The 24,192-nt window shown below is 75.6% G+C and carries 23 protein-coding genes; 9 read left to right on the top strand and 14 right to left on the bottom strand.

Annotated features, from left to right (window positions below; genetic code table 11):
* The first annotated feature begins 41 nt into the window (after positions 1–41).
* A complete protein-coding gene (gene helR, locus MF672_RS16570; protein WP_242378320.1) occupies positions 42–2,192 on the top strand; it encodes an RNA polymerase recycling motor ATPase HelR in 2,151 nt (716 codons plus the stop codon).
* 9 nt (positions 2,193–2,201) lie between these two features.
* On the opposite strand, the gene MF672_RS16565 is transcribed toward helR, so the two are convergent.
* Entirely contained in the window at positions 2,202–3,371 is a 1,170-nt protein-coding gene (locus tag MF672_RS16565; RefSeq protein ID WP_242378321.1) for a macrolide family glycosyltransferase, read from the bottom strand.
* 4 nt (positions 3,372–3,375) lie between these two features.
* Positions 3,376–3,996, bottom strand: coding sequence for a CatB-related O-acetyltransferase (locus tag MF672_RS16560; RefSeq protein ID WP_407654773.1), 621 nt, complete (start codon positions 3,994–3,996; stop codon positions 3,376–3,378).
* Between the two features lie 83 nt (positions 3,997–4,079).
* Between MF672_RS16560 and MF672_RS16555 the strand changes: the two genes are divergently transcribed.
* Positions 4,080–4,799, top strand: a complete 720-nt coding sequence (locus MF672_RS16555; protein ID WP_242378324.1) for a TetR/AcrR family transcriptional regulator — start codon at positions 4,080–4,082, stop codon at positions 4,797–4,799.
* Between the two features lie 9 nt (positions 4,800–4,808).
* On the opposite strand, the gene MF672_RS16550 is transcribed toward MF672_RS16555, so the two are convergent.
* Entirely contained in the window at positions 4,809–5,888 is a 1,080-nt protein-coding gene (locus MF672_RS16550; protein ID WP_242378326.1) for a saccharopine dehydrogenase family protein, read from the bottom strand.
* 98 nt (positions 5,889–5,986) lie between these two features.
* Between MF672_RS16550 and MF672_RS16545 the strand changes: the two genes are divergently transcribed.
* Positions 5,987–6,985, top strand: coding sequence for a helix-turn-helix domain-containing protein (locus MF672_RS16545; RefSeq protein ID WP_242378328.1), 999 nt, complete (start codon positions 5,987–5,989; stop codon positions 6,983–6,985).
* Between the two features lie 95 nt (positions 6,986–7,080).
* Entirely contained in the window at positions 7,081–7,428 is a 348-nt protein-coding gene (locus MF672_RS16540) for an STAS domain-containing protein (protein WP_242378331.1), read from the top strand.
* A gap of 30 nt (positions 7,429–7,458) precedes the next feature.
* Here the strand turns inward: MF672_RS16540 and MF672_RS16535 are convergent, their stop codons facing one another.
* Positions 7,459–10,221, bottom strand: a complete 2,763-nt coding sequence (locus MF672_RS16535) for an AfsR/SARP family transcriptional regulator (RefSeq protein WP_242378333.1) — start codon at positions 10,219–10,221, stop codon at positions 7,459–7,461.
* A gap of 143 nt (positions 10,222–10,364) precedes the next feature.
* Here MF672_RS16535 and MF672_RS16530 point away from each other — a divergent pair, with 143 nt between their 5' ends.
* Complete coding sequence (locus MF672_RS16530; protein ID WP_247815259.1) at positions 10,365–12,251, top strand: AfsR/SARP family transcriptional regulator; 1,887 nt, start codon at positions 10,365–10,367, stop codon at positions 12,249–12,251.
* Here the strand turns inward: MF672_RS16530 and MF672_RS16525 are convergent.
* The 8 genes from MF672_RS16525 to MF672_RS16490 all read right to left on the bottom strand — a co-directional run bounded on the left by MF672_RS16525 (position 12,236) and on the right by MF672_RS16490 (position 20,378).
* Positions 12,236–12,736 (bottom strand): flavin reductase family protein, encoded by a 501-nt coding sequence (locus MF672_RS16525; protein ID WP_302893219.1) that lies wholly within the window; start codon positions 12,734–12,736, stop codon positions 12,236–12,238. The genes MF672_RS16530 and MF672_RS16525 overlap by 16 nt on opposite strands.
* Positions 12,733–13,896 (bottom strand): cytochrome P450, encoded by a 1,164-nt coding sequence (locus tag MF672_RS16520; RefSeq protein WP_242375109.1) that lies wholly within the window; start codon positions 13,894–13,896, stop codon positions 12,733–12,735. The genes MF672_RS16525 and MF672_RS16520 overlap by 4 nt, the downstream gene beginning before the upstream one ends.
* A gap of 9 nt (positions 13,897–13,905) precedes the next feature.
* The gene (locus MF672_RS16515; protein ID WP_242375110.1) at positions 13,906–15,138 is read right to left on the bottom strand and encodes an MFS transporter; all 1,233 of its coding nucleotides are present in this window, start codon (positions 15,136–15,138) and stop codon (positions 13,906–13,908) included.
* A gap of 73 nt (positions 15,139–15,211) precedes the next feature.
* A complete protein-coding gene (locus tag MF672_RS16510; RefSeq protein ID WP_242375111.1) occupies positions 15,212–16,816 on the bottom strand; it encodes a B12-binding domain-containing radical SAM protein in 1,605 nt (534 codons plus the stop codon).
* Between the two features lie 22 nt (positions 16,817–16,838).
* Positions 16,839–17,567: a cupin-like domain-containing protein gene (locus MF672_RS16505; RefSeq protein ID WP_242375112.1), complete on the bottom strand. Its 729-nt coding sequence runs from the start codon at positions 17,565–17,567 to the stop codon at positions 16,839–16,841.
* Between the two features lie 28 nt (positions 17,568–17,595).
* Positions 17,596–19,011, bottom strand: coding sequence for a tetratricopeptide repeat protein (locus MF672_RS16500; protein WP_242375113.1), 1,416 nt, complete (start codon positions 19,009–19,011; stop codon positions 17,596–17,598).
* Positions 19,012–19,022: 11 nt separating this feature from the next.
* A complete protein-coding gene (locus MF672_RS16495; RefSeq protein WP_242375114.1) occupies positions 19,023–20,132 on the bottom strand; it encodes a TOMM precursor leader peptide-binding protein in 1,110 nt (369 codons plus the stop codon).
* 78 nt (positions 20,133–20,210) lie between these two features.
* Complete coding sequence (locus MF672_RS16490; protein WP_242375115.1) at positions 20,211–20,378, bottom strand: hypothetical protein; 168 nt, start codon at positions 20,376–20,378, stop codon at positions 20,211–20,213.
* A gap of 192 nt (positions 20,379–20,570) precedes the next feature.
* On the opposite strand from MF672_RS16490, the gene MF672_RS16485 reads away from it, so the two are divergent.
* Entirely contained in the window at positions 20,571–21,308 is a 738-nt protein-coding gene (locus MF672_RS16485) for a pentapeptide repeat-containing protein (RefSeq protein ID WP_242375116.1), read from the top strand.
* Here the strand turns inward: MF672_RS16485 and MF672_RS16480 are convergent.
* Positions 21,235–21,627, bottom strand: a complete 393-nt coding sequence (locus MF672_RS16480) for a hypothetical protein (protein WP_242375117.1) — start codon at positions 21,625–21,627, stop codon at positions 21,235–21,237. The genes MF672_RS16485 and MF672_RS16480 overlap by 74 nt on opposite strands.
* A gap of 135 nt (positions 21,628–21,762) precedes the next feature.
* Here MF672_RS16480 and MF672_RS16475 point away from each other — a divergent pair, with 135 nt between their 5' ends.
* Both MF672_RS16475 and MF672_RS16470 read left to right on the top strand, forming a co-directional pair.
* Complete coding sequence (locus MF672_RS16475; protein WP_242375118.1) at positions 21,763–22,782, top strand: alpha/beta fold hydrolase; 1,020 nt, start codon at positions 21,763–21,765, stop codon at positions 22,780–22,782.
* A gap of 142 nt (positions 22,783–22,924) precedes the next feature.
* Complete coding sequence (locus MF672_RS16470; protein WP_242375119.1) at positions 22,925–23,479, top strand: RICIN domain-containing protein; 555 nt, start codon at positions 22,925–22,927, stop codon at positions 23,477–23,479.
* On the opposite strand, the gene MF672_RS16465 is transcribed toward MF672_RS16470, so the two are convergent.
* Positions 23,476–23,967: a hypothetical protein gene (locus MF672_RS16465; RefSeq protein WP_242375120.1), complete on the bottom strand. Its 492-nt coding sequence runs from the start codon at positions 23,965–23,967 to the stop codon at positions 23,476–23,478. The two genes, MF672_RS16470 and MF672_RS16465, sit on opposite strands and share 4 nt — an antisense overlap.
* 12 nt (positions 23,968–23,979) lie before the next feature.
* Between MF672_RS16465 and MF672_RS16460 the strand changes: the two genes are divergently transcribed.
* Entirely contained in the window at positions 23,980–24,189 is a 210-nt protein-coding gene (locus MF672_RS16460) for a hypothetical protein (protein ID WP_242375121.1), read from the top strand.
* Positions 24,190–24,192 lie beyond the last annotated feature (3 nt).

Genomic DNA, 24,192 nt, shown 5'->3' with positions numbered 1-24,192 from the left:
GTCGCCCGAAAGCCAATACCTGCGGAAACGGGGAATCCGGAGTGCGTGTGACCACCCAGAGCGCGTTCGATCTGCCCGAGCGTCTTTCTGCCAAGGCCGACCCGGCGCTGATCGCCCGCGACGAGCGGCACTTCGCGGCCATCGCGGAGACCCTGGAACAGACGATCGCCGAGCTGTCGGCCCGGCTCGCCGCCGAGCGCCGCGCGCCCGGCGGCGCCGGCCGGCAGGCCATGGACCGGGACCTGGAGATCCACCGGCTCAGCGCCCGCCTCCGCGCGCTGCGCCGCTTCGGCCTCGACCTGTGCCTCGGGCACATGGCCGGCGCCGACGACGACGAACCGGTCTACATCGGCCGCCTCGGCCTCACCGACAGCGCCGGCCGCCGGCTGCTGCTCGACTGGCGCTCCCCCGCCGCCGAGCCGTTCTTCGGCGCCACCCACGCCAACCCCATGGGGCTGGCCAGCCGCCGCCGCTACCGCTGGACCAAGGGCCGGATCAGCGACTACTGGGACGAGGTGTTCACCGCCGACGGCCTGTCCGGGCACGCCGCGCTCGACGACCAGTCCGCCTTCATCGCCAGTCTCGGCAGCAGCCGCTCGCCCCGCATGCGCGACGTGCTCGGCACCATCCAGGCCGACCAGGACGCCGTGATCCGCGCCGGCTCGCGCGGCGCGCTCGTGGTGGACGGCGGCCCCGGCACCGGCAAGACCGTCGTCGCCCTGCACCGCTCGGCCTACCTGCTCTACTCCGACCCGCGGCTCGGCCACCACCGCGGCGGCGTGCTGTTCGTCGGCCCGCACCAGCACTACCTGGCCTACGTCGCCGACGTCCTGCCCAGCCTCGGCGAGGAGGGCGTGCAGACCTGCACGCTGCGCGACCTGGTCCGCGAGGGGGCGGGCGCGGCGGTCGAGGCCGACCCGCGGGTGGCGCGGCTGAAGGCCTCCGCCGACCTGGTCAAGGGCATCGAGACGGCCGTCAGGTTCTACGAGAACCCGCCCACCAAGGGCATGACCGTCACCACGCACTGGTCCGACGTCCGGCTGAGCGCCGAGGACTGGGCCGAGGCGTTCGACGCGCCGGAGCCCGGCACCCCGCACAACGACGCCCGCGACCGCATCTGGGAGGAACTGGTCACCATCCTGGCCGACAAGCTCGACGCCGAGGACGTCTCGCCCGCCCTGCTGCGCAGGTCGCTGCTGCAGGACCGGGAGCTGATGACCACCTTCAACCGGGCGTGGCCGGTCCTGGAGGCCGCCGACCTCGTCGGCGACCTCTGGACGGTGCCCGCCTACCTGCGGCTGTGTGCCCCCTGGCTGAGCCGCGAGGAGATCCGGCTGCTGCAGCGCGCGGACCCCCAGGCGTGGACGGTGTCCGACCTGCCGCTGCTGGACGCGGCCCGGCAGCGGCTCGGCGACCCGGAGACCTCGCGCCGCAAACGCCGCCAGGACGCCGCCCTCGCCGCCCAGCGCGAGCAGATGACGCAGGTCGTGGAGAACCTGCTGGAGGCCGACGACGACGGCGAGGGCCTGGTGACGATGCTGCACGGGCAGGACATGCGCAACTCGCTGGTGGACGAGAGCGAGCTGCCCACGGCCGACCCCGACCTGCTGGCCGGCCCGTTCGCGCACGTCGTCGTGGACGAGGCGCAGGAGCTGACCGACGCCGAGTGGCAGATGCTGCTGCTGCGCTGCCCGTCGCGCAGCTTCACCATCGTCGGCGACCGCGCCCAGGCCCGGCACGGCTTCACCGAGTCCTGGACGGAACGCCTCGGACGGGTCGGGCTCGACCGCGTCACCCTCGCCTCGCTCGGCATCAACTACCGCACGCCGGAGGAGATCATGACCGAGGCGGAGCCGGTCATCCGGGCCGCGCTCCCCGACGCCAACGTGCCCACCTCCATCCGCCGCAGCGGCGTCCCGGTGACGTACGGGCCGGTCACGGAGCTGGACACGGTCCTGGACGACTGGCTCGCCGCGCACGCCGAGGGCACCGCCTGCGTGATCGGGGCCCCCGCCTTCCGCGGCTCGAGCCGGGTGCGGTCGCTGACCCCTGAGCTGTCGAAGGGGCTGGAGTTCGACCTGGTCGTCCTCGTCGATCCGGAGACGTTCGGCGAGGGCGTCGAAGGGGCCGTGGACCGGTATGTCGCGATGACCCGGGCGACCCGGCAGCTCGTCGTCCTCACGAGCCGGTGACGGGCCGGGTCACGCCCCTTCGAGCAGGCCCTCGATGAGGTCGGCGGCGCGCGTGGTGCCGCCCTCGGCCCGCGCCTCGGCCCGCAGCCGGGCCAGGCGGCGGGCCACCTCCGGATCGGCGACCAGGCCGGTGAGCGCGGCGCGCAGCACCTCGGCGGTGGCGTCCGCGGTGTCGACGCGGCGGGCGACGCCCAGCTCCACCAGCCGGTCGGCGTTGAGGAACTGCTCGGCGGCCTGCGGCACGGCGATCATCGGGACGCCCGCCGCCAGCCCCTCGCCGCAGCCGCCCATCCCGGCGTGCGTGACGAAGGCGTCGGCCTGCTCCAGGATCGCCCGCTGCGGCACCCACGGGTGCACCTCGACGTTGGCGGGGATCTCGCCCAGCTCGCCCGGGTCGGTGTGCCGGCCGATCTGCAGGACGACGTGCCAGCCCGGCAGGCCGCCGAAGGCCGCCAGGCACTCCCGGTAGAAGGCGGGCTGCCGGGTGTAGGCCGAGCCGAGCGAGATCAGCAGGACGCGGTCCGCGCCGGGGGGCCGCGTCCAGCCCTCCTGCTCCCTGAGCGGGCCGTAGCAGGGGCCGACGAACGTCACCGCGCCGGCGTCCACCCGGTCGGCGTGCGGCTGCATCGCCCTGGGGATCAGCGCGAGGGCCTGCTCAGGCCGGCCGGAGAAGGCGTCCACGTCGGTGGTGACCGCTCCGGAGCCGGCCAGCCAGCTCGCGAACCTCGCCCGGTAGGCGCCGGCGCCCGGCAGCGCCCACAGCCCGGCGGCCACCTCCTCGTCGTAGCCCTCCCACGCCACGAACGTGGGCGAGAGCTGCAGCAGCGGCCGGCCCTGCGCCTCGGCGAGGGCGCGGGCGGCGTAGGCGCCGATGTCGTACAGGTAGAGGTCGGCGGGGTCGGCGTCGTAGACGGCGCGGAGCTGCGGGAGCGCCTGGACGGCGTCGTCCAGGAAGAGGGACATGGCGGCGATGGGGTCGGCGGGCCAGTCGTTGTCGGCGACCGGCAGCGTGGAGGCGACCGGCACCAGCTCGGCGCCGGTCGCCGTGATCAGGTCGGCGACCGCCGGGTCGTTGGCGTAGGTCACCCGATGGCCGCGCGCCACCAGCTCGCGGACGACCTCGATGCCGGGCAGGACGTGGCTGACGGCCGGGATGCCGACCATCGCGAGGTGCGCCATGGTCTCACTCGCCCCCGCCCGCGACGGCCGCGGCGGCGGCCTCCAGGTCGGCGACGCTGCCCGACATGATGGTCCTGACGTGCGCGGTGATGTGCTCGACCGGCCAGTCCCACCAGGCGAGCGCCAGCAGGCGGGCGACGTCCTCGGGGCTGAAGCGGGTGCGGATGAGGCGGGCCGGGTTGCCGCCGGCGATGCCGTAGTCGGGCACGTCGGAGGTGACGACGCTGCCGGTGGCGATGATCGCGCCGTGGCCGATCCGCACGCCGGGCATCACCGTCACCCCGTGGCCGAACCAGACGTCGTTGCCGACGACGGTGTCGCCCCGGTTGGGCAGGCCGGTGAGCAGGTCGAAGTGGTCGGACCAGGAGCCGCCCATGGTGGGGAAGGGGAAGGTGGAGGGGCCGTCCATGCGGTGGTTGGCGCCGTTCATGATGAAGCGCACGCCGGTGCCGAGCGCGCAGAACCTGCCGATGACCAGCTTCTCCGGCCCGTAGTGGTAGAGCACGTTGCGGGTCTCGAACGCCGTCGGGTCGTCGGGGTCGTCGTAGTAGGAGAACTCCCCCACCTCGATCAGCGGGGAGGCGACCAGCGGCCGGAGCAGCACCACGCGCGGCTGGCCGGGCATGGGATGCAGGACGGACGGATCGGCCGGGACGAGCGGTTGCACGGCGACACCCTTCATTAATGCGACAGGTGCTACATTAAGGCATGCCCGTCCACGATGAGCAAACCGGCGACCCCGCCACGACGTCCCCGGACCCGCCGCCCCGGCGTCGCCCCGGAGGCCGCACCGGCCGCGTCCGCGCGCAGGTCCTCGACGCGGTCCGCGCCGAGCTCGCCGAACGCGGCTACGACGAGCTGACCGTGGACGGCGTCGCGGCCCGCGCCGGCGTGCACCGCGCCACGGTGTACCGGCGCTGGCGGGACGTCGGCGGCCTGCTCACCGACGTGTTCGAGGCGGCCGGCGACGACGACTGGCAGCCGCGCGACACCGGCTCCCTGCTGGGCGACCTGATCGCGCTGAACCGGGAGAACCAGGAGGCGCTGACCGCCCGGCCGCCGATCGCGGCGGCCCTGCTGGCGGCCTCGTTCCGGTCGGAGGAGGCGGCGCGCGGCGTGGCCCGGCTGTGGGAGGACCGGTACGCCCGGTGCGAGGTGATCGTCGAACGGGCGGTGCGGCGGGGCGAGCTGCCGCCCGGCACCGACGCGCGGACCCTGCTCGTCGCGGCCACCGCGCCCCTCTACCACGAGCTGATGTTGCTGCGCTCGCCGGTCGATCCGGGGCTGCCGGAGCGGGCGGCGCGCACCGCCGTCCTCGCCGCCGCCGCGGGCGCCTTCACCCCGCCCCCGCCGGCCGAGGGCCAGCCTCCGCCGCCTGGCACAGCGCCGCCGCCCGACGGCCGGCCCCCGCCGACGGGGCACGACTGAGCGCCCGGGTCACTGCTTGACGGACAGGTTGGCCAGGCCGCGCCGCTCGCCGTCGCGGCCGCCGTCCAGCTCGACCGTGATGTGCGGCGCCAGCGCCCGCAGGAAGTCCGGCGCGTCGAAGACGCGGCCCGCCGAGACGACCCCGGTGGCCTTCGTCCGGCCGGTGAGGACGCGGTCCACGGCCTCCACCGCGAGCGGCGCGGTGACGGCGTAGATGTCCTGGCCGCGGGCGACCGCGCCGCGCACCGCCGAGCCGGAGCGGACCAGGACGTCCACGACGAACGACTGCGCGGACCGCCCGTCCTCGTCCACCGCGACGGGGGCGGGGGTGTCCGGGCCGGCGACGTCCCTGGCCGCCTCGACCGTCATGTACGTGCGCACCTCGGGCACCGCCACGTGGCTCGGCACCGCCACGATGTCGGCCATCGAGAACTCCGCGACGACCTCGCGGGCGCCCAGCGGCTCGGGGAACACCCACGTGCCGGTCGAGGCGGCGTCGTCGCGGTACTCCAGCTTGCCGCCGCTGAACCGCACCCGCCGCCCGCCGCGCCGCTCGCGCGAGACCACGCCGGACACCCGGGTCCCGGCCGTGGGGTGCCAGCTGTCCAGGCCGTAGGCCACGTGCACCTCGTCGGCCGCCGTCCAGTCGCCCATCGCCGCCGTGACCAGCAGGTCGCCGAGCCCGCCGTAGAACGCCATCGCGGGCACGACGACGGCCCCCGCCTCGCGGGCGCGCTCCGCGAACAGCTCGAAGGTGTCGGCGTTGGCCTCGATCTCGGCCGCGACGTCCACGTACGGGATGCCGGCCCGCAACGCCGCCTCGATCACGGGGCCCGCCGTGTCGGCGAACGGCCCGGCCGCGTTGATCACCGCCGCCGCCCCGTCCAGCGCGCGGTCCAGCGAGGCGGGGTCGGCGACGGACGCCGGCCGGGCGTCGAGCCCGGGGTACTCCGCCGCCAGCGCCTCCAGCTTGGCGGCGTCCCGCCCGGCGAGCACCGGCGTGAAGCCGCGCCGCACCAGCTCCGCCACCAGGAAACGGCCCGTGTGACCGTACGCGCCGTAAACCGTCACCACAGCACCCGTGCTCATCATGTTCTCCCTCATCCGAAGTTCGACACCGACATCATGGCGAGCGTCACCAGGCCCGCACGAGCGTCCGGAACGACACGATGCGTACAATTCCGGACGTGAGCACAGTCGCGGTGGCCGTCTCCGACGGCATCCTGCATTTCGAACTCTCCCTCGCCTACGAGCTGCTCGGCACCCCGCCGCCCGCGTCGGCGCCGGTCGCCGACTGGTACGAGGTCTCCATCTGCGGGACGGGCCCGGTGCGGGCCGACGGCCGTTTCCTGCTCGACCCCGACGGCGGGCTCGACCTGCTCGCCCGGGCCGACACGGTGATCGTCCCCGGCTGGGCCGACGTGGACGTGGACCCGCCGGCCGACCTCGTCGCGGCCGTCCGCGCCGCCTACGACGCCGGCGCGCGGGTGGCGTCGCTGTGCACCGGAGCGTTCGTCCTGGCCGCCGCCGGGCTGCTGGAGGGGCGGCGCGCCACCACGCACTGGGCGCACGCCGACGCGCTCGCTGGCCGCTTCCCCGGGATCGAGGTCGACGCGGACGTGCTCTACGTGGACGAGGGCCGCGTCCTCACCTCCGCCGGCAAGGCCGCCGCCCTGGACCTGTGCCTGCACCTGATCCGCCGCGACCACGGCAGCGCGGTCGCCAACGCGGTCGCGCGCCGGCTGGTCGTGGCGCCGCACCGGCCCGGCGGGCAGGCCCAGTTCATCGCCACCCCCGTCCCCGAGCCGGACGACCACCCGCTCAGCGACCTGCTCGCCTGGGCGGGCCGGCACCTGGACCGCCCGATGACGGTCGAGGACCTGGCCCGCCGGGCCAACATGAGCTCGCGCCACCTCGGCCGCCACTTCAGGACCATGGCCGGCACCACCCCGCTGCAGTGGCTGCTCAACCAGCGCATCCGCCGCGCGCAGGAGCTGCTGGAGACCACGGACGAGAGCGTGGAGGCCATCGCGGGCGCCACCGGCATGGGCACCGCGACCACGCTGCGCCGGCACTTCAACCGCGCCGTCGGGGTGCCGCCGGACGCCTACCGCCGCACCTTCCGCACCCGCCGCCCCCATGAGCCGGCCGGGGACGGACACGCAAGTCGCCGGAAAATCCCCTGAGCATGGGCGTTGCCCCCCGGGCCGGATGGGCAGGGGCCGATGTCATGGGCGAAAGTGACGAAGAAAGGAACGCGGCGGAACAATTCACTATGGCGGTGGCGAGGCGCGGGCGCGTCATCGTGGTCTTCGCCGCCGGAGAGCTCGACTACCAGGTCGCCGACGTGCTGCACCGCCGGGTCAGCGACGCGTGGGCGAGGACGCCGACGAACGGGCTGGTCCTGGACCTGAGCGGCCTGTCCTTCTGCGACTCCCGCTGCGTGGGCGTGCTGGTCGGCCTGTTGCAGCAGAGCCGCCGGCAGGGGTGCGGCCTGGTGCTGTGCGGCCTGCCGGCCCGCCTGGAGCGCAGGCTGACGATCCTCGGGCTGAGGGCGGTCTTCCAGGTGGAGCCGTCGGTCGAACGGGCGGTCGAGGCGGTCAGCGGCTTCTCGCCGCAGGACGCCTGACAGCGTCCCGGACGGGCTCCGGGCGCCGGGTCAAAGGCCGAGCCTGGCGCGGACGCGGGCGACGTCGGCGTGGCGGTGGTGCGGCTCGTACAGGGCGAGCGCCGCCCGCCAGGCCGTCTCGGCCGCGTCCGCGTCGCCGAGGGCGTGGTGGGAGTCGCCGAGCGCCACCAGCGTGTCGGCGGCCTGCCAGGTGTTGCCGTTGCTCTCGCGCAGGGCGAGGCAGCGCGCGTAGTGGCCGACGGCGCTCTCGTGGTCGCCCCGCCGGGAGGCCAGGCGGCCGAGGCTGTCGAGCGTGGCGGACTCGCCGCTGCTGTCGTCGTGCCGGCGGAACAACGTCAGGGCCTGCTCGCAGCACGCCCGCGCCTGCTCGTCGTCGCCGAGCTGCATGTGGATCCAGCCCAGGCCGCTGAGGCTGTTGGCCTCCCAGATCGGCTCGCCCGCCGCGCGGTGGTGGGCGAGCGCGGCCTGCCCGTGGGCGAGGCCCTGGGCAGGCTCGCCGCGTACGGTGAGCAGCCAGGCGAGCATGTGGTGCGTGTGCGCCAGCCCGGCCGGGTCGTCCGCCGCGCGGAACAGCTGGAGCGCCCGCTCCAGGTGCGCGACGCCCTCGTCGAGCCGGCCCGCCACGCCGCACACCGACCCGGCGTGCCAGCGGACGATCGCGCCCACCAGGTCCCCGCCCAGCCGGTCGGCCGCCGCCAGCGCGACGTCCCAGCTCGCCACGCGCTCGGCGAGGTGGGCGCGGCGCATCAGGTACGTGTTCAGCCCGTACGCGAGCTGCCACGTCTCGGTGTCCAGCCCGAGCCCGGCGGCCAGCCGCTGGGCGGCCAGCAGGCCGGGCAGCTCGCTCTCGAACCACGCCATGGCGGCGGGCTCGGAGAAGGCGGGCACGTCCGCCGCCCCGGCCACCTCGATCACGTAGCGGTGCGGGTAGAGCGCCCGGTCGGCGGCGTACGCGGTGGCCGCGCAGTGCCTGACCAGCCGGGTCAGCGCCGCGTCGCGCGCGTCGGCGGGCAGGTCGGCGGCGGCGCGCTCGGCGGCGTACAGGCGGATGAGGTCGTGCATGCGGTAGCGGCCGGGCGACGGCTGCCTGACCAGGTTGGCGGCCTCCAGCGCGGCGAGCAGGACGCGGGCGCGGGCGGCCGGCAGCCCGGCGAGCGCCGCCGCCGCGGGCAGCCCCGCCTCGGCCACCGGGACGACGCCGAGCAGCAGGAACAGCCGGGCGGCCGGGGCGTCCAGCGCCGCGTAGGAGGCCGCGATCACGGTGCGCAGGTCGATCCCGAGGTCGCCGGTCTGGAGCGCGTCGAGCCGGGTGTCCGGGTCGCGCAGCTCGTCGGCGAGCACGGACAGGGGGAAGGCGGGGTGCGCGGCGGCCCGCGCGGCCAGCACGCCGAGCGCCAGCGGCAGGCCGCCGGCGTGTTCGAGCAGCACGGCGACCGAGGCCGGGTCGGCGGCCAGCCGCTCGGGGCCGAGGTGGCGGGAGAGCATGCGGCGGGCCTCGTCGTCGGAGAAGACGGCCACCTCCAGAAGGCGGGCCGCGTGCGTGGTGTGCAGCCCGGCGAGCGCGTTCCTGCTGGTCACCAGCACCGAGCAGCCGGGGCCGCCGGGGATGAGCGGCGTCACCTGGGCGGCGTCCCTGGCGTTGTCCAGGACGACCAGCATCCGGCGGTCGGCCAGCAGCGACCGGTAGAGGGCCGCCTGCGCGTCGGCGTCGCCGGGGACGGCGGCGGGCGGCAGGCCGAGCGCCTGCAGGAAGCGGCGCAGCACGGTGCCGGGCGGCACCGGCTCGCCGGCGCTGTCGAAGCCGTGCAGGTTGACGAAGAGCTGGCCGTCCGGGTAGCGGTCGCGGTGCGCGTGCGCCCAGTGCAGCGCCAGCCACGTCTTGCCGACGCCGCCCGGGCCGCTGATCACCGCCATGCCGACGCTGCCGGGGTCCGCGCTCAGCAGGCGGTCGAGCTCGGACAGCTCGCGGTCCCGGTTGGTGAAGCGCGGCGGCGCGGCGGGCAGCTGGGAGGGGACGGGCACGGCGGGCGGCGGCCGGTCGGGCCGGGGCGCGGCGGGCGGCGGCTCCGGCTGGAGGATGCGCTGGTGCAGCCGCTGGAGCTGGTGCGCGGGCTCCAGGCCCAGCTCGTCCACCATGCGGCGGCGCAGCGCGCGGTAGACGTCGAGGGCCTCCGTGCGCCGGCCGCTCGCGTACAGGGCCCGCATGAGCAGCTCGTGCAGGCGCTCGCGCAGCGGGTTCGCGGCGGCCAGCGCGCCGGCCTCGGTGGCGACGTCGGCGGGCCGGCCCAGGTCGAGCAGCACGGCCAGGCGTTCCTCCAGCGCGTCGAGGCGCAGCCCGGCCAGCCGCACGGCCTGCGCCTCGGCGAAGGAGCCGGTGATCCCGTCCAGCGGCGTGCCGTGCCACCAGGCGAGGGCGTCCTCGTAGTGCGCGAGCGCCTCGTCGGGACGGCCGGCGGCGGCGGACTCGCGGGCCGCGCCGAGCCGCACCTGGAAGCCGTCCAGGTCGAGCCCGCCCTCGGCCAGGCGCAGGACGTACCCGGGGCGCTGGGTCTCGATCACGTCGGCGCCGGCGGCCGCGCAGGCGCGGCGCACCTCGGACACCAGCATCCTGACCCGGGAGGCGGGGGCGCTGGGCAGCGGCGGGTCCCAGACCGACTCGGCCAGCCGCTGGACGGAGACCACCCGGCCGGCGTCCAGCAGCAGCGCCGCGAGCAGCGCGCCCTGCTTGCCGGTGAAGGCGACCCGCTGGGCGCCCTGCTCCAGCAGCACGGGGCCGAGGAGACGGAACAGCATTGGCCTGAGTGTAGGGCCCCGGCCCCTCGAAGATCACGAGAACGGCCGAACCCGTGCCCGGCATGCGCAATTCATTCGGCTTCCATGCGGAGCCGCGCGCATCCTGCTGATCGAGAACCGGGGAGGCAGCAGGGAGGCAGAACGTGCACTTCAGAATGCTCGGTCCCATCCACGCGACCTCGGACGACGGCCGGGAGGTCCTGTTCGGGCCGGCCAAGCAGCGCTGCGTGCTGGCGATGCTGCTCTCGGACGCGGGCGAGGTGGTCCTGGCCGACCAGCTCGTGGACGGCCTCTGGGGCGCCGCGCCGCCGCCGGGCGCGCGCCGCACCCTCTACTCGTACGTGACCCGCCTCCGCGCGCTGCTGCACACCGAGGACGTCGAGCTGGAGCGCCGGGCCGGCGGGTACGTCCTGCGGGTGGAGCGCGCCCGGGTGGACCTGCACCGCTTCCTGCGGCTGGTGGACGAGGCGCAGGCCGCCCCGGAGACGCGGCGGGCGGCGGCGCTGCTGCACGAGGCGCTCGGGCTGTGCCGGCGCGAGCCGCTGGCCGGCCTGCCGGGACCCTGGGCGGCGGGCACCCGGGTGCGGCTGGAGCAGGTACGGGTGGCCGCCGCGCTGCGCTACCACGACATCCAGCTCGGCTCGGGGCACGCCGAGCAGGTGGTGGCCAGGATCTACGAGATGGCGCTGGCCCACCCCCTGGACGAGCGGCTGGCCGCCCAGCTCATGACGGCGCTCTACCGGTGCGGCCGGCAGGCCGAGGCGCTGCGCGTGTACGAGGAGGTCAAGGAACACCTGGGCGACCGGCTCGGCCTCGCGCCGGGCTCCGAGCTGCAGGGCCTGCTCCAGCAGCTCGCGCCGGCGGAGCCCGCCGGGCGCCGCGACGAGCCGCAGGCAGCGCCCCGGACCGGCCCCCGGATCGTGGCGCACGGTGTGCCCCCGGCCGCGCCGCTGGGCGGGCGGCCGGCCAGCTCCCGCCGCGACCGCCGACCTGGTCGGCCGCGAGCGCAGGTGCGCGAGCTGGCGCGGCACCTGCTGGCCGGCGCGGAACGCGGCGTCGGCGTCGCGGTGCTGTCCGGGCCGGGCGGCGTGGGCAAGAGCGCGCTGGCGGTGCTCGCCGCGCACCGGCTGCGGCAGGCGTTCCCCGACGGGCAGCTCTACGTGGACCTGCACGGCCTGGACCCGCGCCCCGCCGACCCCGCCGACGTGCTCGGCCGCTTCCTGCGCGCGCTCGGCGTGGACCCGGCGGCCGTGCCGCCCGGCGTGGAGCAGCGGGCGGAGATGTACCGGGGGCTGCTCGCCGGCCGGCGGGTGGCCGTCGTGCTGGACGGCGCGGCGGGCGAGGCGCAGGTCGAGCCGCTGCTGCCGGGGACGCCGGGCTGCGCGGTCGTCGCGACGAGCCGGCTGCGGCTGGTGGGGCTGCCGGGCGCGCGCCTGTGGGAGCTCGGCCTGCTCTCCCCTGCCGACGCCCTGGACCTGCTGCGAAGGGTTGCCGGGCACCAGCGGGTGGAGTGCGAGCCGGAGCCGTCGGCCGCGCTGGCCGGGCTGTGCGGCGGGCTGCCGCTGGCGCTGCGGATCGCCGCGACCCGGCTGGCGGCGCGCCCGCACTGGCCGGTGGGACACCTGGCGGCGCGGCTGGCCGACCCGCGCTCCCGCCTCGACGCCCTGTCCCACGGCACGGCCGACGTGCGGGCCACGCTGGCGGCCGGGTACCGGCTGCTCGACGGGACCGCGCGGCGGCTGTTCCGGCTGCTGGGCCTGGTCGGGCCGGCCCCGTTCCCGGCGTCGGTGGCGGCGGCGCTGCTGGAGGTGGACGTGCCGGCGGCGCACGACGTCCTGGCCGCGCTCGTGGACGTCTGCCTGCTCGACGTGACCGCCCCGGACGGGCCGGACGGGGCCGGGTTCGGCATGCACGAGCTGACCTGGGTCTACGCCCGCGAGCGGGCCGAGGCCGAGGAGCCCCCGGCCGCCCGCGCCGCCGCGCTCGCCCGCGCCCGGCCCCTCGTGGGCGAGGCTCACCCGGTCCGGTAGCGGCTGTCCTGGTAGAGCAGCGGACGGCCGTCGGACGGGGTGCCGAGCGCGGTCACGACGCCGACGACGATCACGTGGTCGCCCCCGTCGTGCACGGCCCGCGTCTCCGCCTCCAGCACGGCCAGCGCCCCGTCGAACAGCAACGCCCCTGAGCGGCCCCGGTGACGCGGCCACCGGGTGGCCGCCCCCGCCTCCGGCCGGCCGGGCCGGGCGAAGAAGCGGCCCGCGTCCTCCATCGACGCGGGCAGCACCGACACGCCCCACGCCCCGGCCGCCAGCACCGCGTCGTGGAAGCGGCCGCCCCGCCGCACGCAGAACAGCACGAGCGGCGGGTCCAGCGACACCGACGTCAGCGAGTTGGCGGTCATCGCGTGGTCGGTTCCGCCGTGCCGGGTGGTGACGACCGCCACCCCGGTCGCGAACCTGGCCATGGTGCGGCGGAAGGCGTCCCGCGTGGCGGCGGGCGCCGCGGCCAGGCCGGTCACCAGGTCACCAGCAGGTTCTCGGGATGCGGCGTCAGCCGTCCCGGCTGGCGGCGCGGCGGACTGGCGGGGTCGGCCAGCCGCAGCCCCGGGAACCTCGCGGGCAGGGCGGCGAAGAGCACCTGCAGCTCGATGCGGGCCAGCGGCGCCCCCGGGCAGTAGCGCGGGCCGTGACCGAACGTCAGGTGCGGGTTCGGACGGCGGGTGACGTCGAAGCGGGCGGGGTCGCGGAAGACGTCCGGGTCCTGGTTGGCGTCCAGCTTGCGGACGAGGATCAGGTCGCCCTCCCTGATGGCGGCGCCGCCGGCCTCCAGGTCGCAGTGGGCGTAGCGGACGATGCCGAGCTGCTCGGTCGCCGGGTCGGGAGGCATCGGGCTCCGGGCGCGCAGGATCTCCTCGACGGCGAGCGGCACCAGCCCGGGATCGCGCCAGACGGCGGCGCGCGCCTCCTCGTGCCGCAGGAGCAGCAGGACGCCCTTGTCGATGGCGGCCACGGTGGTCTCGTTGCCGGCGAACAACAAGGTGGTGGCGAGCGCGACCACCTCGCTCTCGGTCACCTCGCCCGAGCCGTCGGCCACGCCCAGCAGGTCGGAGATCGCGTCCTGGCCGGGCCTCGCCCGTTTGCGCCGCACCAGGTCCGTCATGTACGCCCGCAGGTTCTCCATCCCCGACCGGGCCCGCTGGTGGTCGTCGGCGTGCGTCCAGTCGTCGGACCAGCGGTGGAAACGCTCGCTGTCCTCGGCCGGCACGCCCAGCAGCATCGCGACGACCAGGGCGGGCAGCGGCTGCGACACCGCCCGGTGGAAGTCGGCGGGCCGGGGCAGCGCGGCCAGCTCGTCGAGCAGCCGCTCCGCCGTCGCCTGGATCTGCGGCCGCAGCGCCTCGGACTGCCCGGCGGAGAACGCGCGCGCCATCAGCCGCCGCATCCTGGCGTGCTCGGCCCGCTCGGTCTCCACCCGGCCCCACGGCCGGCCGAACAACGTCGACTCCGAGAAGCGCGGCGCGTTGCCCGGGTCCGGGTGCGACCGGCCGACCCGGGCGTCGGCCAGCAGCGACCGGGCCGCCTCGTAGCCGGTGACGAGCCAGGCGGGGTCGCCGGCCGGCGTCGTGATCCGCCTGATCCCCGGGCAGCCCGGCGCGGGCGGGTCCTCCACGTGCTCCATGTGTCCTCCTCAGGTGGGTGCGTCGCGTACCGCGCCGATCGCCCGCGTACGCGCGACCAGAGCGGTGACGAGCAGGGTCGCGGCGGCTCCGCCGACGAGCGCGGCCCGGTACCCGGTCACGGCGGCCAGGGCCGCCACGGCGGCTGAGGCGAGGGGCAGCGTGGTCAGGGAGATCGCCTGGTCGGCGGCCACCACGCGGGACAGCCGGTCCTCGGGGATCCGGCCGGTCACCAGGGTGGACCAGAGCGTCGCGTACACGGCCAGCGCCCAGCCGGTGAGCGCCTGCCCGAGCAGCACCGGCAGCGGCGAGCCCGCGCAGGCCAGCGCCACGTTTCCCGGGACGGTCGCGGCCACCAGCAGGCAGGCCGCCAGGGCCGGGCGGGCGGGCCGGAACCGGAACGACACCAGCCGCCCGGCCAGGTACCCGACGCCGAGCCCGGCCTGGATCAGCCCCCAGGCGGATGCGCCGCCCAGCCGGTCCCGGGCGATCACCGGCCCGAGCACGGTGAACAGGGTCAGCCCGCCGCACACGTACACGGCGAACTGGGCGGTGAGCAGCCACAGCCACGTCTGCCTGGCGAACTCGCGCCAGCCCTCGCCGAGGTCGCCGAGCAGCGACCGGCGGGCCGCCGCCGGCCGGGCCGGGCGCGGGCGGTCGATCCGGGCCAGCAGGGCGGCGCTCAGCGCGAAGCTGACGGCGTCGGCGGCGATCACCGGGGCCGGGCCGAGCAGCGCGACCAGGACGCCGGCGAGCGCCGGCCCGGCGATCATGGCCGCGCTGGAGACCAGGCCGAGGCTCGCGTTCGCCTGCCGCCGCCGCGGCTCCGGGACGATCTCCGCGATCAGCCCCATCGCGGCCGGGTCGAAGAACGCGGTCGCCGCCCCGAGCAGCGCCGCCAGCAGCACCAGGACCGGCACCGACGCCCCGCCCGCGACCACCACGGCCGCCACCGCGGCGGTCGCCGCCGCCGCCACGAGGTCGCCGGCGACGAGGACCAGGCGGCGGTCCAGCCGGTCGCACCAGGTGCCGGCCAGCGGCGTCAGCACGATCTTCGGCACCAGCCCGGCCGCCACGACCGCGCCCAGCGCCGCCGCCGGGTGCCCGGCCTCCAGCACGGCGAAGGCGAGGGCGACCGTGAACAGGTGGTCGCCGGCCATCGACAGCAGCCGCGCCCCGAGGAACCACCGGAACGGCCCGCCGGTGAGCAGCCGGGGCCGGGCGAGGGAGGCGAAGGGGCTCATGCGCGGCTCACTCGCGGCTCGTCCGCGGCTCGTCTGCAGCTCGTCCGCGGCTTGTCCGCGGCTCGTCCGCGGCTCATTCGCAGGCGCTGAGCAGCCGGTCGGCGTCGCGGCCCGCGCCCGCGCCGGTCGCGGCGAGGTCGCCGCGCCCGGCGGCCGAGGCGTCGAGCACGGCCAGCGACCGGCGCACCACCTCCGCCGAGCCGTCGTCGTCCAGGCCGCCCTTGAGCGTCAGGTTCACCAGCTCGCGCAGCGCGCGGTGCGGCAGCCGGCGCAGCGCGTACATCTGCCGCACGGCCGCGCCCCGCAGCTCCTCGTCGCCGCCCTGCACGGCCCCGCGGTGGATGTGCCGCCACGCCTCGATCTCGTCGTTGACCCGCTGCTGGGCGCGGTCCCTGAAGGCGCCGAGCGCGGCCCAGACGCGGTGCACGTCCCGGTTCTCGAACCATTCGGGGTCGTCCGGGTCGGGCATGGGCCCGGCCGCCCACCGGTCGTACAGGGGGGTGCCGGGGTAGAACGTCAGGCGGCTGTAGGCGGTCGTCGGGTAGCCCGCGTCGGCGCCCGCCGCCTCCAGGAAGTCCAGGCTCTCGGCCAGCTCGACCGGCGTCGACCACGGGTCGAACATGATGTAGTCGATGATCGTGCGGATGCCCGAGTCGTGGATGAGCCTGATCGCCTGGAGGTTCACCTCGACGCTGAGGTCCTTCCGGTAGCGGTCGAGCACGCTCTGGCTGCCGCTCTCGATGCCCATCTCGATCGACGAGCAGCCGCCGGCCGCCAGCGCGGCCAGCAGGCCGGGATGCTTGACGACGTGGTCGGCGCGGGCGGCGAACGAGAACGTCCCCGGCTTGCCGGCCGCCACCAGCGCGTCGGAGAAGCGCTGCACCCAGCCGGGCGCGTACGGGAACAGGTCGTCGACGAAGGCGAAGTGCTCGGCCCCGTACTCGCGGTTGACCATGGCCATCTCCTCCGCCACCGACTCGGGCCGCCGCACCCGCCGCATCGGGCCGTCCTCCCGCCGGTAGAAGGACTGGATGTCGCAGAACGAGCACCGGTACGGGCACCCGCGGCTGGCCGCGATCGTCGCGCACGGCACCACGTCGAGCGTCGGCCAGCGGCGCACGCCCGCGTACTCGCTGAGCGGCGGCAGCAGGTGCCGGGCGGGCAGCGGCAACGACTCCAGCGACGACAGCAGCTTGCGGGAGCCGTTCCACCGCAGGTCGTCGCCGTCGCGCCAGCTCAGGCCGCGGATCCCGGCCAGGCCCGCGCCGCGCTCGTGCGCCTCCACCAGCTCGCCCAGGGTCTGCTCGCCCTCGCCGGTGACCACCGCGTCCAGCTCGGGCACCTCGGCGAGCACGGCGGTCGGCAGCACCGCGCTGACGTGGTGCCCGCCCGCGACGAGCAGCGCCCGGCCGCCGGCCGCCCGGTAGCGGGCGGCGGCCTCGCCGACCAACGGGAACGACGGGGTGGTGCTGGAGAAGCCGATGAGGCCGGCCTCGGCGGACAGGCACCGCTCGACCAGCGCGTCCATGCCGCCGCCGGCGCCGTTGCCCTCGTGGATCTCGACGTCGTGGCCGCGTTCCAGCAGGTACGCCGCCAGGTAGGCGACACCGAGCGGCTGGCTGCGCCGCCCGAAGGACTCCTTCGGCGGTGTCGGCATGTTGACCAGGAGTATGCGCATGGGGCTAGCCCTCCGGTAGCGATCAGTTACGCAGCACGAGCGAGGCCGACAGGCCGGGGCTGTCAATGTCGTGGAACCATCCGCGCGGGATGTAGAGCACGTCACCGGGAGACAGCGTCGCGGCCAGGCACGGGAGAGGGTCGTCGCAGGTCGCGGCGTACTCCTCGTACGTGCCGGGGAAGGATCTGATGGCGGCGATCCGCTCCAGCACGAGCGGGTCGGCCTCCGGCGGGAACAGGTGGGCGCGCTTGTGCCCGGCGATCTGGCCGAGCAGCCCGTCGCCGCCGTCGCGGTGCACCGGGGTGCGGCTGCCGGGCGAGGCCAGCCACACGGCCGTCACCTCGGGGTTCGCGGGCGTCTCGAACAGCCCGGCCGGGTAGCGCAGGTCGGGCTCCAGGCGTTCGCGGACGTGCGGGTCGGACAGGCGGAGGCGGAGCTGGGCCCGCCACTCCCCCGGCCCGGCCGCCCGCGCCGCGAAGGCGGCGACGGTCATGGCGCTCTCCCGGACGACGCCGGTCAGGTCCTTGTGGGTGGAGATGGGGTGGCCGCCGCGCGTCTCGTAGCAGGGGAACGGCTCGGCGGGGAAGGTCTCGGCGAGCGCCGCGACGCTCCACGCCGACAGGGCGGGCAGCCAGGCGGCCGCTCCCGTCAGCAGGACCGGGCGGCGGTGCAGGTGGTCGCGGGCGAACCGTTCGACGACGGGCCGGGTGAGCTCGACGGACTCGATCTCGTCCGTGGTCCTGGACGTCATCGGGCGGCCTCCTCTCCGTGGGGCGGGTTCATCGGGCGGCGCGCTCCCCCGCGCGGGGCGCGGCGTCCCAGAGCCGGCGCGGGCCCGTCGCGCCGGCGGGCGCCCGGCCGCGCAGCGCGGAGCGCAGGTGGTCGAGGCAGGGCTCGGCCAGGCCGGGCAGCCCGGTGCGGGGCAGCAGCTCGCGCAGCCGCAGGGTGGCCGAGACCGCGCCGGGGTCGAGGGCCAGGCAGGACAGGTAGCAGGTGACGGCGTGCTCGGGGTCGCCGAGGCGTTCGCGGGCGTACCCGGCCATGAACCAGGCGACGGGGCTGGTGGAGGGCCCGAGGCGGGCGCTGCGCTCGAAGGCCGCGGCGGCGCCTGGCCAGTCGCCGCGCTGCTTCAGCACCTCGCCGAGCACGATGTGCCGCATCGGGTCCAGCTCGTTCAGCGCGACGCTCTCGCGGACGCGGGCCTCGGCGAGGTCGAGGTCGCCGCGCCACTGCGCCTCGCGGGTGCGGGTCTCCATGAGGGTCGCGAGGTTCTCGGCGCGCAGCAGCTCCTGGTCGGGGTCGCCGGCGCACAGCCCGCGGGCCAGCTCCTCCGCCTCGTCGAGCTGCGCCGTCACCGCGTCGCGGTCGCCGCGCAGCATGGGCTCGAACGAGACCGCGCGCAGGAGCTGGCTGCGGAGGAGATCGCGGTGGAACGGGCCGCCGCCGGTGTCGAGCCGGTCGTGCGCGGCCCGCGCGACGGCGGCGTAGCGGGCCACCGCGTCCGCGTCCTTGGCGATCTTGCCGAAGAGCACGCACAACAACATCGCCGCCGACATGCGCGCCCGGCTGCCCGGCGGGGCCTCGCGGGCCAGCCGCTCCAGGTCGCCCGGCCAGTACGTGACGGAGGTGCCGGGCGGGCCGATGGCGTAGCCGGTGGCGAGGTTGGAGCGGGCGGCGGCCAGGATGTAGGCGAGGTCGGCCGCGCCGTCGTCCCCGAGACGGCCGACGGGGCCCGGCTCGCCGAACAGCTCCAGCGCGTACCGGTCGAAACCCAGCTTGACCAGCAGCTTGGCCAGGGCGACGCGGCGCGGGACCGACAGGTCTCGGACGTGGTCGAGCCACTCCAGCAGCCGGCCGGTCCGGCCGTCGCCGCCGTGGGCCAGCGCGTCGCGGGGCGAGACGGCGGCGACCGGCGGGGCGTTGAGATGGCGGGCGAGGAGCGGGCGGAACGCGGGCGGGTGCACCTGCTGGTGCCAGTGGAAGGGCGGCACGCCGCGTTCCACGTTGCGGAAGGCGAGGTCCACGCCGCGGGCGTGCAGGGCGCCGTAGCGAGCCTCGCGCAGGTCGAGGTACGGCCCGTAGAGCAGCCCGAGCGGCCCCTGCCCGCCGGCCGGAGCCTCGATCCCGGCCGGCGGCGGCAGGGCGTCGTCCGCCCCGAACGCGACCTCGACGGTGCTCACCGATTTGAAACGCACGCCTGCCTCCCTCAGCCGCCGCACACGTCGCAGCCGGGGTCGCGTTCCAGCGGGACGCGCCTGGCCTGGCCGGAGGGGGCGTCGACGGCGACCATGCCGTTGATCGTCGCGGGCGTCTCGGTGCCGGCCAGGAAGGAGACGGCCTCCCAGGTGGCCAGGCCGCACATGAGCATGTTGAGGCCCGGCATCGTGCGCGAGGTGTACGGCGAGTGCGCGTCCACCTGCTCCGGCACGTTGCGGTACGCGCTGTGCGCCCGCGCCGAGGCGCGCTCGTAACACCGGTAGCAGGCGGTCTCGCCGGGGATGCAGAGCGGGCCCGCGATGGCGTTGAAGAACAGCAGCAGCGGCACCTTGCGCCGCTGGCAGGCCCGCGTCGTCTCGATGCGGGAGCCGCGCGGCGGGTAGTCGGCGACGTGGATGACGAGGTCCACGTCGTCGAGCAGGTCCTCCAGCTCGCCCCCGGACATCAGGTACCGGGGCACGGCGGTGAACTCCAGGTCGGGGGCGCGCTCCTGGAGGCGTTCGCGGAGGGCCACGGCCTTCGGCTTGTCGATGTCGTCGGCGGTGTAGAAGAGCTGGCGGTGCAGGTTGGTGGCCTCGACGGCGTCGCCGTCCACGCCGATCAGCCTGCGCACGCCGGACGACACCAGAGAGGCCGCCATCAGGCTGCCCGCGCCGCCCAGCCCGACCAGCAGCACGCGCGAGCGCTTGACGGCCAGGTGGATGTCGAAACGGCTGCGCTGCGGAGTCTCGAAGTCGGCGTAGTAGGCGAGGTGCCGCCGGTAGGAGGCCAGGTCGTCCAGGGTGAGCCCGTCGGGGACGGGGGCCCGGGCGTCCACCAGGACGCGCTGCTCGGCGAGCCTGCGCACCAGGTGCCGCACGGCGGTGGGCGACACCTCCGGGTGCCGGTCCTGGATGGCGTCCACCACGCCGTCGACGGACCGGCTGCCGTCCAGCAGGTCGAACAGGGTCCTGATGGCGTCGGGCGTCAGGCCGGCGCGCGGCTGCGCCCGGATGACGACCCGGCGCGGGTCCCGCGCGACCACGGTGGCGCCGTCGTCGAGCTGGAACAGCCCCCAGCCGCCGACGCGCTGGGGATGGGCTTGTGTGGTTTCGTACACGGCGCTCCTTTCCTTTTCCTCCGGTGCGGCCCGGACCGCGAATGCGCCGGGGCGGCGCATTCGCGATCCGAACGGCGATCAGTATTCGTAGGAAAGAATCGCCGCCGCGTCCGGCAGGCCCTCGATCGTGGAGCTGATCTGCTTCTCCTGCTCCTCGACGCTGACCACCTCGACCCCGGTGTCCGTGGCCGTCAGGGCGGTGGCCTCGTTGAGCTCGGCCGGTTCACGCCGCAGTTCCGCGTCCATCTGCTCTCCTCTTTCTGCGTCGCCGATCGCGCTTACAGATGAATTGAATTACCGGTCGATCACTGCGGTCAATGCTGGGACGAGGGAACGGCGAGAATACGTCGGGAGCGTTTCTGGATAAAAGCTTGAATGAATGTTGCGAAGAAATGTCCACGCATTTCGGGGCGGTCCGCCGCCGGCCGGATCCCGTCGGTGCCGGGTAACGGCAGCACCTTCGAGGGGTGCGACTTCTCCGAGGCCGTGTTCGAGAGCCTGACCATGGGCGGCACCAGCTCGGGCATCGGCGGGCGGGAATGGGACGGCGCCGCCTGGCCGCAGTCCGTCTTCCGCGACTGCGTCTTCCGCCGCACCCGCTTCGCGGAGCACACCTTCTTCGGCAACGTGCGCTTCGAGCGGTGTGTGTTCGACCGGTCCCGGCTGAGGCAGCAGACGGCCACCAGGGAGGCCGAGTTCGTCGGGTGCGTCTTCCTCGGCCGCGTGCGCGACGTCAACTTCTGGGGCCGCCCGGCCGGCCGCGACCAGGCCGTGCTCGGCCGGGCCCGCAACGACTTCACCGGCAACGACTTCACCGGCGCCGAGCTCGACGGGGTCGCCTTCCACCACATCGACCTGCGGGCGCAGCGCTTCCCCGGCCTGCCCGGCTACGCGCTCCTCGACCGCGTCACCGAGCGGGCGCGCGCGGTGCTGCCGCTCGTCGACGCCTGGCCGGAGGAGCGGCACCGCCGGGAGGCCCGGCTCAGGCTGCGGTTCCTGGTCGCCACGGCAAGCGCGCAGAACGACGACGAGGCCCTGGTCAGCCCGTCGGCGCTGGGCCGCAAGCTGCCGCCCGCGCTGCGCGAGGAGCTGTTCACCGCGTTCAGACGCACGTCCAGCGATACATCCCATGGCCGAGCCGCACCGCTTCGCGGGCCAGGTCCCGCAGGGCGGTGACGCGTTCCACCTCGTACTCGGTGAGCAGCTCGTCGTCGGCGTACTCGCGCAGCCGCGCGTCGTCCACGGCGGCGAGCGCGGCGACCGTCTCCGGCGTCACCCGTTCGACGCCCGACACCTCGCCGTCGTCCACGACGTTCCCGCAGTCGCCGAACTCGCTGACGTCGCGCCCGCTCAGCTCGGCCGCGAGGTCGCCCGGCTCGTCGAGCCAGCCCTTGCAGTCGACGTACGGCAGCTTCGCGTACCCCGGCCCGCCGGTCAGGGCCCGCCCGGCCGACTCGTCGGAGTCCGCCGTGAAGTAGTCGACCAGGACGCCCATGACCGGACACCTTAGCGATCATCCGCCCGGGTCTGGAACGGGATGGCACGCCTCCAGGCCGGGAGTCAGGCGTCCGGGAGGCAGAACCGTGCTGAGCACAGGCGAGACGATCGCGGGACCCGCCGAGGGGGCCCGGTGAAGCAGGTGGTGAGGTTCGCGGCGACGCCGCACGGGCGGGTGGCGTACTCGGTGGTGGGCAGCGGGCCGCCGCTGGTGTTCCTGTCCGGCTGGGTGTCGCACCTGGGCGTGTTGTGGGAGGTGGCCGGGCACCGGCGGTTCGTCGAGACGCTGGCCCGCCGCTGCACCGTCGTCCGGTTCGACCGGCCCGGCTGCGGGTTGTCCGACCGCGGGCGGCGGGCGTTCTCGCTGGACTCGGAGCTGGAGGTCCTGGGCGCGCTGGTCCGGCACCTCGGGCTGAGACGGCCGGTCCTGCTCGGGTCGTGCGACGGCGGGCAGGTGGCGGCGGCGTTCGCGGCCCGCCACCCGGACGCCGTCAGCGCGCTGCTGATCCACGGCAGCTGCGCCCGGGGCGGCGACCTGGCGCCGCGGGAGGTCCGTCGTGCGGTGTCGGCGCTGGTGCGGGCGCACTGGGGGCTCGGCTCCCGCGTCCTGGCCGACATCTGGCTCCCGCACGCGCCGGCCGAGCTGGCCGAAGGCTTCGTGCGGCTGCAACGCGCCGCGGCGAGCGCCGACACGGCGGCCGACCTGCTGGAGATGTTCTACCGGACGGAGATCGCCGACGAGCTGCCGCGCATCCAGGCGCCCACGCTGGTGCTGCACCGCCGCGGCGGCCGGGCGGTGCGTTTCGAGCTGGGCCGGGAGCTGGCCGCGCTGATTCCCGGCGCGCAGCTGGCCACCCTGGAGGGGCGCTCGCAGCCCATCTACGCCGAGGGCGAGGACGCGGCGGCCGCGGCCGTCCTGGCGTTCCTGCGCGACCAGGCCGGCCAGGCGCCGGACGGCGTCACCCTGACCGAGCGCGAGATGCAGGTCGCGATGCTGATCACCGAGGGGCTGACCAACGCCGAGATCGGCCGCGTGCTGGGCGTGTCGGTGCGCACGGTGGACGCGCACGTGGAGCACGCGCGGGCCAAGCTCGGCGTGCGGGCCCGCACCCAGATCGCGGTCTGGGCCAGCGCGCAACGGGCGAGCGCCTAGGTGATTCCGGGCGGCAGGCGGGCGTACGGCGTGCCACGGGCCGCCATGTAGGTAGAAATCCGGATTCTTCGCCGGTGTCCGCCCTGCCTACGTTGGACGCCGTGCCGGCTCGACACACCACCATCACCACAAGGGGAACGACATGACCATCCGCCGCAGACTCCTCACGATGCTCGCCACGTGCGGCCTGATGGCCCTGGTGCCGCTGGCCGCTGCGCAGCCGAGCTTCGCGGGCACGCCGCTGGGCCCGTACGTGATCCAGAACGTCGACAGCAAGCTGTGCGTGCAGCCCGACCCGGCCGACACCGGGCCCGACATCCAGGTCCGGCAGGACAGCTGCGCGAACCCCGCTGTCCGCTGGTGGTTCTGGCGCCTGGGCGGCGAGGGCGTCAACACGACGTACCACATCCAGAACACGGTCACCGGCAACTGCCTGCGGGCGCTGTCCAACACCGACTTCGCCCAGGTCCAGACCATCGACTGCACCGGGATCAGCGACTTGGTGTGGTCGCTCCAGCAGGCGCCGAGCGGCGGCCACCTGGAGGTCATCTCCCATGTGTCCAACGGCAGCCGGTGCCTGGACGTCCTCCAGAACGCCCTCGTCCCGACCACGATGGACGTCTTCCACTGCTCCTCGACCAGCACCACCACCAACGGGGCGCAGGTCTTCTTCGTGCAGCCGGTCCCGGCGAGCTAGCGGGACCCGCCGGGCGCCGCGCCGCCGTCCTCGCCGAGGGCGGCGGCGAGCAGCGCCCGCGCCGACCAGCGCATGGTGTCGGCCGCCTGCCGGCGGGTGAGCCCGGCGATGTCGGTGAGCCAGACCAGCGACTCGATGCCGGTCGCCGAGCGGATCGTCACGGCCAGGCGGTGGACGTCCAGGCCGGGGTGGGTGCCGAGCAGCGGGGTCAGGGCGTCCTCGATCCAGCCGATGGCGCGGCCGCCGCGCAGGTGCGGCTGGGCGGCGCCGGGCTGCAGGGACAGCCGCAGCGACGTGCGGAGCTGCGGCTCCCAGTCCAGCGTGAGCTGGACGAAGGCGGCCATCACCAGGTCCAGCCGGGCCATGGGGTCGGCGGGCGGGTCCGCCGGGAGGAGGGAGGGCAGGTCGATCTCGGGGTGCGCGGCGGCCAGCAGTCGGCGGGCGGCCTCGACCAGCGCCGCGCGGGTGCGGGCCGCGCGCACCGCCACCCCGACAGCGTCATGGTCACGCTGTCGTCGTTCACCCGCCGCCTCACCGCCGGCGCGCGCCAGGTCGAGCTGTCCCTGGAGGCGGGGCAGGTGCGCTGGCTCGACGCCCAGGAGCACGCCGGGCAGAACATCGGCGACAGCGCGACGCACGCCCTGTTCATCGAGCTCAAGGAGCCGGCGCCGCCGCGCGCGGCCCCGTCCGGGCTGGGCCCGCGCGGCTGATCC

The sequence above is a fragment of the Actinomadura luzonensis genome, assembly GCF_022664455.2.
In the GTDB taxonomy this organism is placed as follows: domain Bacteria; phylum Actinomycetota; class Actinomycetes; order Streptosporangiales; family Streptosporangiaceae; genus Nonomuraea; species Nonomuraea luzonensis.
Note: the sequence above shows the minus strand (reverse complement) of the source record. Positions and strands in the feature narration are given on the sequence as shown.

Bases quoted from the DNA above. Each gene is read 5' to 3' on its own strand.
- MF672_RS16520 (WP_242375109.1), bottom strand. From the start codon at position 13,896: ATGGAGCACGTGGAGGACCCGCCCGCGCCGGGCTGCCCGGGGATCAGG.
- MF672_RS16535 (WP_242378333.1), bottom strand. From the start codon at position 10,221: ATGCTGTTCCGTCTCCTCGGCCCCGTGCTGCTGGAGCAGGGCGCCCAG.
- MF672_RS16550 (WP_242378326.1), bottom strand. From the start codon at position 5,888: ATGAGCACGGGTGCTGTGGTGACGGTTTACGGCGCGTACGGTCACACG.
- MF672_RS16555 (WP_242378324.1), top strand. From the start codon at position 4,080: ATGCCCGTCCACGATGAGCAAACCGGCGACCCCGCCACGACGTCCCCG.
- MF672_RS16480 (WP_242375117.1), bottom strand. From the start codon at position 21,627: ATGGGCGTCCTGGTCGACTACTTCACGGCGGACTCCGACGAGTCGGCC.
- MF672_RS16510 (WP_242375111.1), bottom strand. From the start codon at position 16,816: ATGCGCATACTCCTGGTCAACATGCCGACACCGCCGAAGGAGTCCTTC.
- MF672_RS16565 (WP_242378321.1), bottom strand. From the start codon at position 3,371: ATGGCGCACCTCGCGATGGTCGGCATCCCGGCCGTCAGCCACGTCCTG.
- MF672_RS16470 (WP_242375119.1), top strand. From the start codon at position 22,925: ATGACCATCCGCCGCAGACTCCTCACGATGCTCGCCACGTGCGGCCTG.
- MF672_RS16560 (WP_407654773.1), bottom strand. From the start codon at position 3,996: ATGCCCGGCCAGCCGCGCGTGGTGCTGCTCCGGCCGCTGGTCGCCTCC.
- MF672_RS16460 (WP_242375121.1), top strand. From the start codon at position 23,980: ATGGTCACGCTGTCGTCGTTCACCCGCCGCCTCACCGCCGGCGCGCGC.
- MF672_RS16515 (WP_242375110.1), bottom strand. From the start codon at position 15,138: ATGAGCCCCTTCGCCTCCCTCGCCCGGCCCCGGCTGCTCACCGGCGGG.
- MF672_RS16505 (WP_242375112.1), bottom strand. From the start codon at position 17,567: ATGACGTCCAGGACCACGGACGAGATCGAGTCCGTCGAGCTCACCCGG.
- MF672_RS16490 (WP_242375115.1), bottom strand. From the start codon at position 20,378: ATGGACGCGGAACTGCGGCGTGAACCGGCCGAGCTCAACGAGGCCACC.